Raw genomic sequence first — 13,343 nt, forward strand, 5'->3', positions numbered from 1 at the left:
GCTTGTCAGAAAAGAAAGACGCCTGCTGCGAGCCGCAGCAGGCGCGGGAACGTTAAACGCCATTTAGGAAAGATGCGGGGAGGGAGGTTTCCTCTGGCCCGCTATCGCTCTGGAGCTATTGTACGCTGCGTACCTTGGCGAGCAGCGCCACCGCCTTATCCCCTAAGCTTGCTGCATACTCATCCTGGAACTTGGCAAGCCGTTCTGCAAACTGGTCAAGGCCCTGCGTTTCCACAATAGTCACATTTGCCTTGCGCATTTCATCCAACGCTTTCGCATTGAACTCATCCACGAGACCTGCCTGGTAGTTCTGTGCCTCAACTGCGGCGGCCGAAACGATGCCTTGCTGCTCAGGTGTCAGCGCATCGAACTTAGCGGCGCTTATTGGAATGAAACGGAAGTGCCAGATGTGTTTAGTGAGACTGACACTCTTCGTCGTCTCATACCATTTCGTGGTAGAGAGCGTAGCGGGCTCGCCCTCAGCCGCGTCTGCTGTGCCCGCTTCAATTGCAGAGTAGACTTCGGGCAATGGAATTGGCGTCGGTACGGCACCCAGTGTCCGCGCAAAGCCGATATAAAGCGGAGATTCCGGAACTCGTAGGCGTAGGCCTTCCATGTCGGCGATCGTGTTGATCGGTTTCTTGCTGGCGATCGAGCGCGGTCCAAGGAAAAGGAAGCCAAGATTGCGAACGCCCTGTGTCGCGAAAGCTTCCTGCACGTCCGGCGCGATCACCTCTGCTACACGTTGCATATGGGCGAGGTCTTTGTAGAGGTAGGGCAACTCGAGCACCTGCAGTTCGGGGAAGAAGCGGCCAATCCCCGACATACCGCTAGGCGCAATATCGACCGAGCCTGCGATCACCCCCTCGGCAAGCTCACGCTCGTTGCCCAGCGTTGCATCGGAATAGACCTCAACCGTCACTTCGCCGTTGGTGCGCTCCTTTACCAGTTCCGAGAACCGCTGGTCGGCCAGCGTGTTAGAATGGTTGGCGGCGTAAATATCGCCGAGAGTCAGCGTGGTCTGCGCTTGAGCAGAGATGCAGTTGGCAATAAGGGCAATGGCGGTGAGTGCCCCCGACAAAAAACGTTTCTGTATCATAATGTGATTCCTCCGGTTGGTTTTGTTGGCCGTTACATGAAAGACGGCAGGTACGTGGTGAAGAAAGGTACGAAGGCGATCAGTAGATTGACCAAGAGAAGTGGGATCAAAAACGCCCAGACGAGACCCAGTATACGCGACAGGGGAATGCGGGCGATGCTGACTCCGATGAACAGCAACGTGCCGACTGGTGGCATCACCGCGCCCATCATGATGGCCAGCACCATCACCACGCCGAACTGAACGGGGTCAAAGCCCATCTGTGAGCCGATCGCGGCCAATGTCGGGACGAACAGCACGGCAGTGGACACCTCGTCCATCAAGCCCCCGATGAGCGTCAGTACGATGATCAGAATGGTGACCACGAGTAGGGGCTCAGTGGTGATAGCGAACAGGATGCCTGTGATCTGCTGCTCGAAGCGACCCAACGCCAAGATGGTTCCGAATACCGCCGAGAAACCGACAATCATCATGATATTCGCCGACGAAAGGGCTGCCGACATGGTCAGCTCTCGCAGGTTTTTCGTGTTGAGCGAGCGTTCGATTAAGAAGCCATAGAAGAGCGCGTAAACGACAGCCACAATGCCAGCTTCTGTTGGTGTGAACCATCCGAAACGGATGCCGCCGATAATCACAAAGGGCATCACCAGCGCCCAACCGGCCTTTTTCGCAGCGTCTCCTAGGCGTTGCCTCGAGAAGGGAACAGTTTCCACCTTAAATGAGGAGAAGCGCGTCATGATGAATGCCAGGATGAGAAGCGACAAGCCGACCAATATCCCTGGAATGATGCCGGCTAGAAACAGTCGCCCAATCGATACGCCTGCCATCGAACCATAGATAATAAGGAAGATCGACGGCGGAATTAGGGGCGCCATCATGGCCGAAAAGGCGACCATCAGAGCAGCAAACTCAGGCCGGTAGCCTTGGCCCTTCATTGCCGGAATCAGAATCGAGCCCGTGGCCGCCGCATCCGCTGAGGCGGACCCTGAAACACCTGCCATCAGAACATTCGCGAGCACCGTTACATACGCAAGGCCGGCGCGAAAGTGTCCGACTAGTGCGATGGCGAGGTCAACGATGCGACGTGTCAGCCCCGAATGTGACATCACTTCGCCTGCCAGCACAAAGAACGGGATGGCCATCAGCGTGAAGGAGTCCATGCCGCCGAAGGTCTTGGTGATAAGCAGTCGTTCCTGCACCATGGGTTCTGTGAGCACGACCACAAGCGCGGCCAAGCCCGTCGAGAAAGCAACAGGTAGGCCAAGCAAAAGAAACAGAAAAAAGCAGCCGAAAAGTGTAAGGATCACTGCCTGGCCTCCGTAGGCTCTCCACGCCAATCGCGTCCCATCCGAGCAAGAGTTGCTAGGATGATGAGCGCTGAGCCGACAGGAATTGCGAGATAAACCCAGAATAGGGAAAGTGAGAGAGCCGACGAAAGCTGCGGAGCGTTCACCTTGGCCATCAGCCAACCGTAATAGACGAATGTTCCCATCAGAACGATCACGGCGGCATCAAGTGCGAACGCAATCAAGCGCCGCAGGCCTTTCGGCAGCATATTGACGAAAATGTCCACCGTGAACATCGCGCGGCGCCACACTAGAATCGGCGCGCAAAGCCAAAACACCCAGATGAAGGCGTAGCGGATTACCTCTTCCGACCAAAATAGCGCGTAGTGCCCATTGAAAACGTAACGCAAGCAGACGGCGGCAAAGCCGACTGCGATGATGCCCAGCACCAGTGGCACGATGACCGCTTCAGCTAACCTCTCGATGAGGGTTGGCTCAACCGAAGCCTCAATGATCTCGGATTGTTCCTGCATTAGGCAGCCAGCGCTCCCCCATCTACTCGTAAAATCGCGCCGGTGACATAATCTGACAGCGAGCTAGCGAGAAAGGCGATCGCTCCACCTACCTCCTGAGGCATCCCCGCGCGTCCCATAGGCACGCGGCTCTCAACTTTGGCGAGCCATTCCTTGTTACTGAATAAAGGCTCGGTAAGCTCGGTCCTGAACCAGCCGGGCTCAATTGCATTCACGCGAATGCCGCTCTTTGCCCACTCTACGGCCAAGCCTTGCGTGATTTGCCGCACGCCGCCCTTAGATGAGCCATAGGCCACGATGCCGGGCATACCGATCTCGCTTGCCATGGAGGCGATGTTGATGATCTTACCGTACCCCCGCTCACGCATGACACGGCCGGCCGCCTGCGACATGAAGAAGAGGCCCCGCGTATTGACCGCGTGAACCCTCTCCCAATCATCAAAACTGTACTCGAATGAGTCGCCGCGGATATTAAGTCCTGCGGCATTTACTAAGATATCAAGCTGTCCATGCGCGTCCATGATGCGTGCAATAAGAGTGTGGGTCGCATCCCGATCACTTACGTCACAGCTTAAGGCCTGCGCACCGGCGGCCTTTGCCGCAGCTTCCAGCACGTCGGCGCGACGCCCCGCGATCACTACCGTTGCGCCGGCTGCGACCAGTGCATCGGTTGCAGCACGGCCGAGCCCAGTGCCGCCACCAGTAACCAAGGCCACGCGGCCGGCTAGATCAAGCGACAGCGACATGGGGGACCTCGGTTGAGTGAGAGAACGTGATCGTGCGGCCTTCGCTTTCGACCACGGCGTGCGCTAGGGCGACCGCTGCAATCCCGTCTTGGATCGACGGCTCGATGGATTTGCCGGCGAGCAGTGTAGTGGCGAGATTTCTCATTTCGCCGGCATAGCCCATATGGACCACGGACGCGTTCTCAGTTGCGATGTTGGTCATATTGGGCTCCCAGACGAGGCGTTCGCGCTCAGTTGAGAACGCACGGCCGCGAACCATTGGCTCGGCATCGCGTGAGTAGATGACGCGTGACACGTTCTCGACGGTAACGCTCTGCCCTTGCGTGCCCGTAATTTGCACGCGCTCGTTTGGTACGCCACGGCTTTCGAAGTTAGATATTTCGAGGAGGCCAGCAGCGCCGCTTTCAAAGCGTAAGAGCACTGCGAAGCCGAACCGCTCGGGCGAGCTTTGTGTGCGTAGGGCGCAAAGTGAAGCGACAGGGCCTCCGAAGAAGCGCATAAGATCAAGAAAGTGCACGCTGTGGTCGAGCACAAAGGAAAAGGGCGTAAGCTGTTCAGACCAAGCAGGGGTCCACACCCCCGAGGTAATGCGTGCATTCACCATCTGCACCGAGCCGAACGCGTGCGAGTCTGCGATATCCTTGGCCATACGGTAGCCGGTCGCGAAGCGTTTCATGAAGCCTACCGCGATCTGCTTGCCTGCATTCCGTGCGGCTAAGGCCATGCTCTCCGCCTCGGCCACAGTGATTGCGGGGGGCTTTTCAACAAATACGTGGACGCCATGTGCCAGTGCCTCGCAAGCGAGCGAGGGATAGACAGTTGGCCCGACTGCCATCACAACGGCATCAAGCGATTCTCGCACCAGCATTTCCGACATGGTCGAATAGAAAGCACTGGCGCCTGTAGCCTGCATTGTGGCACGCGCGCGGGTCTCATCGGGATCACAGACGGCTGTGATGTCGATGCCAGCTAAATGCATAGCTGGCACGAGAGCTGCATTGGCAAATGCGCCGCATCCGACGAGCGCGGCGCGCAGAGGCGCTTGCTGCATAATTTGATCCTCCTGCGGCTGGTCTCCTCCGCCGCAAAGAAACGTTTTTCGAAAAACGGTTCTTGCTTTTGGGATAGTCTTTACCCCCTCTGCTGTCAATGAGGCCTCCGTCTATTTCTGATCCGCTTTCTTCGCTAAGAAAGAGCTGGGTTTGGCACTCTGGTCGCTGAAAAATCGGTTTTGTAGAATGGGGAGCATCTGTGTTGGAGAAAGGCAGAGTTACGATCAGGGATGTGGCAGCGGCAACCGGTCATGTGGTGTCTACGGTCTCCAACGCGCTGGCGGGTAAGCGCCATGTCAATGAGGAGACGCGCCGTCAGGTGTTGGAAGCGGCCGAGCGGTTGGGCTACCGGCCCTCAGGCGTAGCGCGCTCGCTCCGCCTACGATTGTCCTCAACAGTCGGTGTTCTGGTACCCGATGTATCCAACCCCGCAATCCCTGAATTCTTACGCGGGATCGATGATGTGGCTGTACGCGAAGGCTACACAATCCTGCTCTGCAACACCGACGAGGTGTTGGAGCGCCAAGTCAGCCAGATGCAGACCTTGCTCGACCGCCGCGTGGACGGCATGGTCCTAATTTCTCAGCACTGCGACGCGCCTGAGGTGCGCAAGATCCTCGACGGCGAGACGCCATTTGTGCTGATTCAGCGTCGTAGCGCGCGCTTCCGTGATGACTACGTGGGCTCTGATAACCTTCAGGGCATGCGTGACAGCGTGAGTTATCTCGCGGGCCTTGGTCATCGGCGCATAGCGCTTGTGACTGGCCCTGTCTCATCCAGCACAGCCACTGAGCGCATGGAAGCCTTTGAGGGCGCGGTGCAGGAGTTGGGCTGCGCGCGTGATCCCCAGTTAATCTTCCGTGGCGACTACACAGTACAATCTGGCTACGAGGCCATGCATTACTTCGGGGCGATGGATGAGCGACCAACCGCTGTGATCGCAAGCAACGACGTTTGCGCGTTAGGTGTGCAAGATGCGGCAAGCGAACTTGGGCTTTCGATTCCGCGCGATCTGTCGCTGCTCGGCTGCGATGACATTGACCTCTCGCGCCTGCGCCGAATCGATCTATCCACGCTGCATCTACCCAAGCGCGAGATGGGAGCGACTGCGATGCAGCTTCTTTTACGCCGCATCCAATCCAACCGCCCGCCCACCGCGCGCGAAGTGATCATCCCAACGGAACTCGTATTGCGCGGCTCCTGCGCATCTATAGCGTAGGCGGGGTCGCGAGGATGGTGCCGCTCACCCGGCCAGCTTGGCAGCAAGTTCCTTCACCGCAAGCATGCCTGGGTCGTCCAAGCCCACTGTCCCGTCACCAAACATGCGAGCGCGGCCGATGCGGTTTGGGCGGGAGCGAAAAGCTTCGAGCGCGGTTGCAGCACCTTGAGCGACAGCATGCGCAGCTTGCGCGCTGGTAGTTGCGCCCTTGAGGGCATCCGCCACCGCATCGAGAGAATCCAGCACGGTCTTGTCTCCCAGGCTCGCGCCGCCACGCGCGATCATGGCGTCGCGTGCGACGGCCACCATTTCGCTCAGTTCGCCCACCCTTACGCTTTCGCGCCCCTTTATGGTGCGCCCCGCAGCCATCAGGCCTGTCGCAAGCAACGTGCCGAGGCTTGAACCTGTGGCAATCGTTGCCGCCTTGGCAAGGGCAGTGAGCGCGGTACCCGGATCGACTGCACCCGATAGGTCGGTCTCGGCCATCTTGGCCAGGACGCGAGCGAGCATGCCGCCCGTGTCGCCATCGCCGAGCTTGGCGTCGGCTTCGTTCAGCCGCTGCTCGATCCCGTCCATAGCCATGTGCAGGCGCTCAACCACCGAAGCGATCGCTGAAGGCGTGATGCTCATGCTGAAACCTTCCAGAACGGGCAATGGGCGGGAGCCGCGAGCAGCTTCTCTATTTCCTCGTCGAGAAAGCAGAGCGAGAAGGACGCACCGGCCATCTCCATCGATGTGGCATAGTGGCCGACCAGCGGCTGCACGATTGCCAACCCTTGGGCCTCGAGCTGCTTCCGCGCTTGGCGGAACAAGATGAACAGCTCTTCCAACGGGGTCGCCCCAAGGCTGTTCACCAAGATTGACACACGGGTGCTGGCATTGTTCGGCTTCTCGGCAAGCAGGCGCTCGATCATCTCGTCCGCTACCGCATCCGCTGGCTTGAGCTTGTCGCGCCAGATGCCTGGCTCGCCATGAATGCCCATGCCCATCTCGATCTCGTCCGCACCGAGGGTGAACGAAGGCTTGTTCGAGCCCGGTACCTGGCAGGGCGCGAGTGCAACACCGATCGTGCGCGTCCGATCGACCGTACGCTGGGCAATTGCAGTGACCGCATCGAGGTCCGCACCCGTTTCGGCCAACGCGCCTGCAGTCTTGTAGGCATAGATAATGCCTGCGACCCCGCGGCGCTTGGTCCGCTCTGCAGGTCCAGCACTTGCTACATCATCGGTGCCAAGTACTGTAGTGGTGCGGATGCCGTCATCTTCCAGCATCTCGCCCGCCATGTCGAAGTTCATGCGGTCGCCGCCGTAATTGCCGTAAAGGCGGAGCACACCTCTACCCCCATTTGCTATTTGAATGGCTTCCACGCAGGAGCCGACCGTGGGGCCCTCGAACACGTTGCCGATCGAGCAGGCGTCGAGCAAGCCTTCGCCGACATAGCCGGTGAACAGCGGTAGATGTCCCGAGCCGCCGCCCGAGACCACGCCTACCTTACCTTGCCACGTACCGCTCGCGCGATGAACCACACGCGCGCTCTCACCGCCGAGCTTGAGTGTGGAGTGGGCCGAGACGAGGCCATCCAGCATCTCGTCCACAAAGTCTCTAGGGTCGTTGAGAAGCTTTTTCATGCGCTTTGCTCCTCAGTACTGCAGCGCGCTGTTGTCATTGAACATTGAGATCGGTGGATAGGCGCGCTCATCGGTGATGACGTCGAGCACGGTCGTCTTCTCGGCTGCGAACGCTGTCTCGAGCGCTGGCAGGAAGTCCTCCGCACGCTCGACCCGAACGCCCTGGCAGCCCGCGCCCCGCGCGATTTGCGCATGGTCGACCGGAGAGAAGTCGCATGCGTCGGAGTACTCGTTGAAGAGCACCTTTTCCGCATGCTTCTCATAGCCCAGTATCGAGTTGTTGAGGACTGCTACCACCACATGAAGGCCCATGCGACGCGCAGTCTCAAGCTCGGCCCAGACATGGGCGAAGCCACCATCGCCCACAAGCGCGAAGACCTTTGCTTCGGGCCTGGCGCATTTGGCGCCGATTGCATAAGGCAGGCCCCAGCCGAGCCCTGCGAGGCCGCGCGGGGTCAGAAAGCGCATGCCTGGCTTACGTGCGGTGAGGTGGTTGCCGATCCAAATCGAGGAATAGCTTGCATCCGACACCACGATGTCGTTTGCGGTTAGAAGCGTGTCGAGATCACGCATCAAGCGCTCGGGGCGTATCGGACTTGCATCCGAGGCTTCAACCGCTTCCGCATCTTTGCGACCTTGGGCAAGGCCGATCGCGATAGCCTGCTCGAGCGCTGACCGCGCGTTCTTCAGCTTAGCCAGATCCTGATTTTCGAGCGCAGCTGACAGCGCCTCGATGCCGAGCTTCGCGTCGCCCACGAGCCGCAGCGCCTCGTAGTTGCGGCCGATCTCCTGACCGTCCACGTCTAGGTGGATGTAGCGCGCGCCTTTGGGATAAAGCTGCCACGAGTCGGTACCGTTTTGATTGGTGCGGTTGCCAATGAGAAGCACCACGTCCGCCTCGGTCACTAAATCGCGCAGGTGCTTGGAGCGGCTGCGCTCGGCCATGAAGTAGCCGACGATGCCAACCGAGAGGGGATGGCGCTCGTCCACCGCACCCTTGCCCATCACTGTGGTCGCCACAGGTAGGCCAAAGCGCTCCTGGAGATCAGCCAGCGCATCCGCCGCGCCCGAGACGTGCACACCACCGCCTGCGATAATGAGTGGGCGCTCAGCCTCGGCTAAGAGCTTGGCCGCCTCTGTCAGGCGCTCGGGATCGGGTGCAGTGCGGTCGAGCGGGAAGGTGCCGAGCGAGGCCGTGCGCGCCGTCTCGGCGGTCTTGGCCGTATCAAGGAACATGTCGATCGGCGCGATCAGCACAGCAGGGCCCGGCCGCCCCGACGCAGCAGCCGCAAAGGCCATGTCCACATAGTCCTCGATGCGGTCCACATCCGCCACGCGCCGGATCCATTTCGCGACACCTTTGAACAGGTCGAGGTGGTCGAGTTCCTGGAAAGCGTTCTTGTCGGCAAAGGGCCGCGCCACGTCCTGCACGATAGCGACGATCGGGATCGATGCCTTATAGGCTTCCGCCAAACCCGCAACGAGAAGGGTTGCTGCAGGCCCGTTTTGGGCCGTCACAACAGGCACCTTGTGCGAAATGCGGGCGTAGGCATCCGCCATCACCGCCCCCGCATTTTCGGTGCGGTAGCCAATTTGGCGAATGCCGTAATGGGGAGCTGCTAGAAAGAGTGCGGCCGGAATAGCTTGGCCGAAAATCACCTCCACCCCGTGCCGCTTCAAAGCCTGTGCCATCACATGCGCGCCAGACATGTTACCCTTGGTCATGGGTCGAGCCCTCCTCTATTACTCGTACGAATTCAGATGATGGTTGCGTCGCGCAGGCGACGCATGTCCCCTTCGGGCATGTCGAGCCATTGCCGCAGTACCTCGTCGGAATGCTCTCCGAGCATTGGCGGCGGGCGGCGCACGGTGGACGGCGTGGTGCCAAGTCCCACAGGCGGGCCTTGCATCGGAACTACGCCTGCCTTGGGGTGCACCACATCGATGATATGGCGGGCTTCGCGCATGTAGGGATCATTTGCGACCTCTTCGATCGTGCGGATGCGCGCTGAGGGCAGCTCTGCCCTGCGCAAGGCGGCGAGCACCTCATCGGCCGTGTGCTGGGCAATCCACTCCGCCGCGACGGCTTCGATCGCCTCCACGTTGGTCATGCGCCCTTCGAGTGTGTCGAAGCGGGGATCTTCGAGCAATTCAGGCTGGCCAATCATACGGGCAAAGCGCGGGAAGTGAGCATTGTTGCCCGCGATCATGTGGAGCCACACGCCGTCCTTGGCTTGGAAGGTGTTGGCGGGAGCAGCGTAGCGATCGCGGTTGCCTCCGCGGGTCATGCAGCGGCCATTGACTAGAAATTCAGGGATGGCCGTCATGAGCATAGAAGCAGCACCGCCGATCAGGCTCACATCCACTACTTGGCCCTCGCCCGTTTTGTTGCGGTGGTTGAGGGCTGCAAGGATGCCGACCGTGGCGTGAAGGGCGGTCGCGTAGTCGATCAGGAACGTGCCTGCCATCATGGGCGAGCCCTTAGGGTCGCCGGTGAGATCCATGAAGCCGGTGATAGCTTGGGCGATGCCGTCGAAGCAGGGTTCGGCCGACATGCTGTTGTTCTGGCCGAAGCCCGACAGCCGCGCCATGATAAGCTTCGGATTGAGCTGGTGGAGATCATCCCAGCCGCAGCCCATCTTCTCCATGGTGCCAGGGCGAAAGTTTTCGACCAGTACGTCGGCTTCCAACACCAGGCGACGCAGGAGGTCCTGTGCCTCGGGGTTGCGAAAATTGAGCGTCAGCGACCGTTTGTTGCGATTGAACATCATGAAATAGATGCTCTCTTCCGCAATATAGGGGCCGAGCGACCGGGTGTCGTCGCCGGCCTTGGTGCGCTCCACCTTGACTACGTCGGCACCAAGGTCGCCCAACAGCATGGCGCAATGGGGACCAGCAATGAAGCGGGAGAGGTCCAGAACCTTCAGGCCGGACAGGGCAGATACGGTAGGCTCGGTCATGATCAGACTTTTAGAAGGATGCGGTTGGGGTCGATCGTTTTGCGGATTGTGGTGAGCTCCTCCGCATTCGGAGCCGTGGTCTCGGGAATCGTATCGGGAATGACTGGCTCGAAACCCATGGAGGAAAGCACCTCATCTCGCGTTACCCCTGGATGGAGCGAGCGGAGGCGCATGGCGCGTGTATCTTCTGCGAAGTCGAACACAGCCTTGTCGGTAACTACGAGGTGCGGTCCACCTTCGCCCAAGCCCGCCTGCCGGCGGCTATCGCCTCCCGAAAGGTGGCCGGCGCTTGTGATGAAATCGACCCTTTCCACGAAAGAGCGCTTGTCGAGGTCCATGAGAAGAATCGGTCGCCGTACGAACGCGAAGTGCTCGGGTTGGGCAAGCGAACCAACGAGGCGCACCTTCGGCGCGCGGTAGTCACCTATGGCAGTGATGTTCATGTTGCCGAAGCGATCGAGCTGGGCAGCTGAGTTGAACGATACATCGAAGCGACGACGGGCTAGCATATCGCATTTGGTGCCGGTGTCGGGTGGGCAGGCGGCAGCCTCCCATCTGGTGAAAGCATCCTGCGTGAAGCTCTCTGGGATCACCGACAGGTCGGGTTCAAGTAAGTTCCCCCAGTAGACGGCAGCCCCTGGCGCGTGCCGCATTTGTGCAAGCCGTACGGCAGCGAGAGGAATGCCGACCGCTAGCGTGAAGGCGCGGCCATTGGTGCCGACGCCTACGAAACACAAGTCGTCGTCTCGGATCTGGCGGGAGAGATAAGCAGCGATTAGTTCGTTAGTGGAAAACGAAGTCATAGTTCAGTCTCCCATCCGCACGTCGAGCGTAGCGAGCGCTGCGGCTCCCCCCACCTTTTCGAGATAGGTCGTATGATCGGGCACGCCGTGGACGAACTCGGCGAGATAGCTCTCAGCACCTTCGACTGTGCGCGAGCGAGCCACATAGTCGCTCATCTGCCTGTCATCTTCGTCGTAGAGCGTGTCGCATGCTGCCGGATGGGCGCCAAACGGCACTTCGACGATCGCCTCCACCCAATTGCCAGGGATGTATGTGAGAGAGGGTTGCTTGCGGACCTCCTCGTGAGGGATGATCTTCTCCACCGTAACAATCAGCCGTTTGGCGGCGGCTGCCATTGGCTGGTCCATGTCATCGGTGTCGCGCACCACTGGCCACTGCACATTCCCATACTTGTCGCCAGCATAGCCGTGGATCAGCGTAAAATCGGTTTCGGCTGCAGCAATCGCTTGCAGAGTCTCCCCAGTAAAGGGACAGGAAAATGAGCGGATTTGCTCGGGATTCACACGAGCAATATCAGAGCCGAACAGCGTGCGAATGGGTAGGAATGGAAGGCCTTGGGCAGCCGCGCGCAGCCGCGCCACCATCGCAGTTTCTGAGAAGTCACGCACTTCGATCCGGCCGTTTTCCACGCCGCGGCGAAAATTGGGTGCAAGGCCGTAGTTGAACATCCCGACATAGATGCCCTCCCAGCGGCGGATAGCATCCGCTGCGGCCAGTAGGTCGACTGCGGTCGTGCCAGCCCAACTCATGACTGTAAGATCGCGAACTCCGCTCCGAATCAGATGGCGCACAGCGGCATTCGGGGGACGGCGCAAAAGACTGCCGCCGAGCATCAATGACGAACCAGAAATCACAGGCGCGAGCGCCTTTTCGAGCGTTGTCAGCTTATCTTTCAATGCCAATTCCTCCCAGCAAGGCGACGGTATAAAAACGTTTCTTGAAATTCGCAACAAAAAACGTTTCTTGTCGTTTAGCGCACAGGGTCTTTTCCGTAGCGTCCACGTGAAAGAGGGGATTCGGACAGTTGGCCGACCACACCACCATTTACGGCCTGATCGGGCATCCGATTGCATCGGCCCAATCACCAGCAATGCTAAACACGTACCTGTTGGAGCATAGTCTGCCCGGCCGCATGGTCGCGTTTGATATTTCCCCGGATGGCCTCGAGACATCCCTTTCGGGTTTGCGACAGGTTGGGAACCTTCTTGGTTTCTTCGTCACCATGCCTTTCAAGGAGAGCATTCTTCATTTGCTGGACGAGGTGAGCAAGGCCGCCCACATCGCTGGTGCAGTAAATATCGTCCGGCGTCTGCCGGATGGCCGGCTAATCGGTCATCAGCTTGACGGCGCGGGTTTTGTTGGGGCTATGGAGAAAGCTGGGATAGCTGTCGCGGGCAAGATTGTGCATATGGCAGGCGCTGGCGGTGTCGCAGCTGGTATCGCTTACGCGCTAGCTCGCGCCGGTGTCGCGCGGATTACGCTTACGAACCGCAGCCGTAGTCGCGCAGAGGTTCTCGCGGCAAGACTGGGCCCGTCGTTTCCCCAAACAGCATTCACCGTAACCGATATGCCGCCCGGGAGGGACGTTGACATCCTCGTCAATGCCACCACACTCGGACTGCAACTGCGGGATCCGCTTCCCTTCGACCTTTCCGGGACGCGCGGGGGCATCTTTGTCGGTGATGTGGTGAATGGAGCACTAACCACACCTTTGCTCGTGCACGCAGCTGCGTGTGGCTGCAAGGTTCAAGCTGGTATGGACATGTTCCCGCCTCAAATCCCGCTGGCTCTAGATTTTTTTGAACGCGGCCTTTGAGCCTTGCCTAACTGCGCGACCATCTCACTACTGGTAGCCACTTTACGATCTCCCCGAGTCAACTGAAAAGGAACACCCCCATGCTGCAGAAAGCGAGTCCCTACCTTCGCGAAGCCAACCTGATTGACGGCGAATGGGTTCAAGCGGATGGCGGCGAGACGATCGACGTCACCAATCCCGCCACGGGCTTGAAGATAGGC

Annotated in this window: 13 protein-coding genes; 2 read left to right on the forward strand and 11 right to left on the reverse strand. The window is 59.4% G+C overall.

Going from position 1 to position 13,343, the window contains the following annotated elements; all coding sequences use genetic code 11:
- Positions 1-115: 115 nt before the first annotated feature.
- Genes NGM99_RS20965 through NGM99_RS20985 form a run of 5 tightly spaced genes read right to left on the reverse strand, consistent with a single transcriptional unit; the run spans position 116 to position 4,814 of the window.
- Positions 116-1,099 (reverse strand): TRAP transporter substrate-binding protein, encoded by a 984-nt coding sequence (locus NGM99_RS20965; RefSeq protein ID WP_252822620.1) that lies wholly within the window; start codon positions 1,097-1,099, stop codon positions 116-118.
- A 32-nt stretch (positions 1,100-1,131) separates the two neighbouring features.
- Positions 1,132-2,406 carry a TRAP transporter large permease gene (locus NGM99_RS20970; protein ID WP_252822622.1) on the reverse strand — a complete coding sequence of 425 codons (1,275 nt, stop codon included), beginning with the start codon at positions 2,404-2,406 and terminating at the stop codon, positions 1,132-1,134.
- A complete protein-coding gene (locus NGM99_RS20975; RefSeq protein ID WP_252822624.1) occupies positions 2,403-2,918 on the reverse strand; it encodes a TRAP transporter small permease in 516 nt (171 codons plus the stop codon). Before NGM99_RS20975 ends, NGM99_RS20970 begins: the two co-directional genes overlap by 4 nt.
- Positions 2,918-3,664, reverse strand: a complete 747-nt coding sequence (locus NGM99_RS20980; RefSeq protein WP_252822626.1) for an SDR family NAD(P)-dependent oxidoreductase — start codon at positions 3,662-3,664, stop codon at positions 2,918-2,920. Before NGM99_RS20980 ends, NGM99_RS20975 begins: the two co-directional genes overlap by 1 nt.
- Complete coding sequence (locus tag NGM99_RS20985) at positions 3,648-4,814, reverse strand: Gfo/Idh/MocA family protein (protein WP_252822628.1); 1,167 nt, start codon at positions 4,812-4,814, stop codon at positions 3,648-3,650. Before NGM99_RS20985 ends, NGM99_RS20980 begins: the two co-directional genes overlap by 17 nt.
- Positions 4,815-4,948: 134 nt before the next feature.
- Between NGM99_RS20985 and NGM99_RS20990 the strand changes: the two genes are divergently transcribed.
- The gene (locus NGM99_RS20990; RefSeq protein ID WP_252822631.1) at positions 4,949-5,935 is read left to right on the forward strand and encodes a LacI family DNA-binding transcriptional regulator; all 987 of its coding nucleotides are present in this window, start codon (positions 4,949-4,951) and stop codon (positions 5,933-5,935) included.
- Between the two features lie 24 nt (positions 5,936-5,959).
- Here the strand turns inward: NGM99_RS20990 and NGM99_RS20995 are convergent, their stop codons facing one another.
- From NGM99_RS20995 to NGM99_RS21020, 6 genes are read right to left on the reverse strand one after another with little or no spacing between them, the layout of a single operon-like run.
- Positions 5,960-6,565 (reverse strand): DAK2 domain-containing protein, encoded by a 606-nt coding sequence (locus NGM99_RS20995; RefSeq protein ID WP_252822634.1) that lies wholly within the window; start codon positions 6,563-6,565, stop codon positions 5,960-5,962.
- Positions 6,562-7,563 (reverse strand): dihydroxyacetone kinase subunit DhaK, encoded by a 1,002-nt coding sequence (locus NGM99_RS21000; RefSeq protein ID WP_252822636.1) that lies wholly within the window; start codon positions 7,561-7,563, stop codon positions 6,562-6,564. The genes NGM99_RS20995 and NGM99_RS21000 overlap by 4 nt, the downstream gene beginning before the upstream one ends.
- 12 nt (positions 7,564-7,575) lie before the next feature.
- Entirely contained in the window at positions 7,576-9,288 is a 1,713-nt protein-coding gene (locus tag NGM99_RS21005) for an acetolactate synthase catalytic subunit (RefSeq protein ID WP_252822638.1), read from the reverse strand.
- 32 nt (positions 9,289-9,320) lie between these two features.
- The gene (locus NGM99_RS21010) at positions 9,321-10,523 is read right to left on the reverse strand and encodes a CaiB/BaiF CoA transferase family protein (protein WP_252822640.1); all 1,203 of its coding nucleotides are present in this window, start codon (positions 10,521-10,523) and stop codon (positions 9,321-9,323) included.
- 2 nt (positions 10,524-10,525) lie between these two features.
- Entirely contained in the window at positions 10,526-11,326 is an 801-nt protein-coding gene (locus tag NGM99_RS21015; protein WP_252822642.1) for a CoA-transferase subunit beta, read from the reverse strand.
- Between the two features lie 3 nt (positions 11,327-11,329).
- Positions 11,330-12,223, reverse strand: a complete 894-nt coding sequence (locus tag NGM99_RS21020) for a CoA transferase subunit A (RefSeq protein WP_252822644.1) — start codon at positions 12,221-12,223, stop codon at positions 11,330-11,332.
- 128 nt (positions 12,224-12,351) lie between these two features.
- Between NGM99_RS21020 and NGM99_RS21025 the strand changes: the two genes are divergently transcribed.
- Complete coding sequence (locus NGM99_RS21025; protein WP_252822645.1) at positions 12,352-13,143, forward strand: shikimate dehydrogenase family protein; 792 nt, start codon at positions 12,352-12,354, stop codon at positions 13,141-13,143.
- Positions 13,144-13,343: the final 200 nt, after the last annotated feature.

This window comes from Mesorhizobium liriopis (genome assembly GCF_024053505.1).
GTDB lineage: Bacteria > Pseudomonadota > Alphaproteobacteria > Rhizobiales > Rhizobiaceae > Mesorhizobium_B > Mesorhizobium_B liriopis.

Excerpts from the sequence above, each read along its gene's own strand:
- NGM99_RS20965 (WP_252822620.1), bottom strand. The coding sequence starts at position 1,099 with ATGATACAGAAACGTTTTTTGTCGGGGGCACTCACCGCCATTGCCCTT.
- NGM99_RS20975 (WP_252822624.1), bottom strand. The coding sequence starts at position 2,918 with ATGCAGGAACAATCCGAGATCATTGAGGCTTCGGTTGAGCCAACCCTC.
- NGM99_RS20980 (WP_252822626.1), bottom strand. The coding sequence starts at position 3,664 with ATGTCGCTGTCGCTTGATCTAGCCGGCCGCGTGGCCTTGGTTACTGGT.
- NGM99_RS20995 (WP_252822634.1), bottom strand. The coding sequence starts at position 6,565 with ATGAGCATCACGCCTTCAGCGATCGCTTCGGTGGTTGAGCGCCTGCAC.
- NGM99_RS21000 (WP_252822636.1), bottom strand. The coding sequence starts at position 7,563 with ATGAAAAAGCTTCTCAACGACCCTAGAGACTTTGTGGACGAGATGCTG.
- NGM99_RS21005 (WP_252822638.1), bottom strand. The coding sequence starts at position 9,288 with ATGACCAAGGGTAACATGTCTGGCGCGCATGTGATGGCACAGGCTTTG.
- NGM99_RS21010 (WP_252822640.1), bottom strand. The coding sequence starts at position 10,523 with ATGACCGAGCCTACCGTATCTGCCCTGTCCGGCCTGAAGGTTCTGGAC.
- NGM99_RS21015 (WP_252822642.1), bottom strand. The coding sequence starts at position 11,326 with ATGACTTCGTTTTCCACTAACGAACTAATCGCTGCTTATCTCTCCCGC.